Annotated in this window: 1 protein-coding gene; it reads right to left on the bottom strand. The window is 64.3% G+C overall.

Going from position 1 to position 319, the window contains the following annotated elements:
* A partial coding sequence (locus LI72_RS18670; RefSeq protein ID WP_033927488.1) for a phosphoadenosine phosphosulfate reductase domain-containing protein occupies positions 1–319 on the bottom strand: 319 nt, incomplete at both ends.

Genomic DNA, 319 nt, shown 5'->3' with positions numbered 1-319 from the left:
ACGTCGTTCAGCTGGATATACTGCCAGATGTCGAGCTCGGTCCAGTTGCTGATCGGGAAGACGCGGATGCTCTCGCCCTTGTTCTTGCGCGCGTTGTAGAGGTTCCACAGCTCGGGCCGTTGGTTCTTGGGGTCCCAGCCGTGGCTTGCGGTGCGGAACGAGAAGATGCGCTCCTTGGCGCGGCTTTTCTCCTCGTCGCGCCGCGCGCCGCCGAATGCCGCGTCGAAGCCGTGCAGGTCGAGCGCCTGTTTCAGCCCCTCGGTCTTCCACATGTCGGTGTGCAGCGGGCCGTGATCGAACGGATTGATCCCGCGCTCGG

This window comes from Sphingomonas sp. 35-24ZXX (assembly GCF_000786215.1).
In the GTDB taxonomy this organism is placed as follows: domain Bacteria; phylum Pseudomonadota; class Alphaproteobacteria; order Sphingomonadales; family Sphingomonadaceae; genus Blastomonas.
The sequence above is the reverse complement of the archived record's forward strand: the minus strand, read 5'-3'. Positions and strand labels throughout refer to the sequence as shown.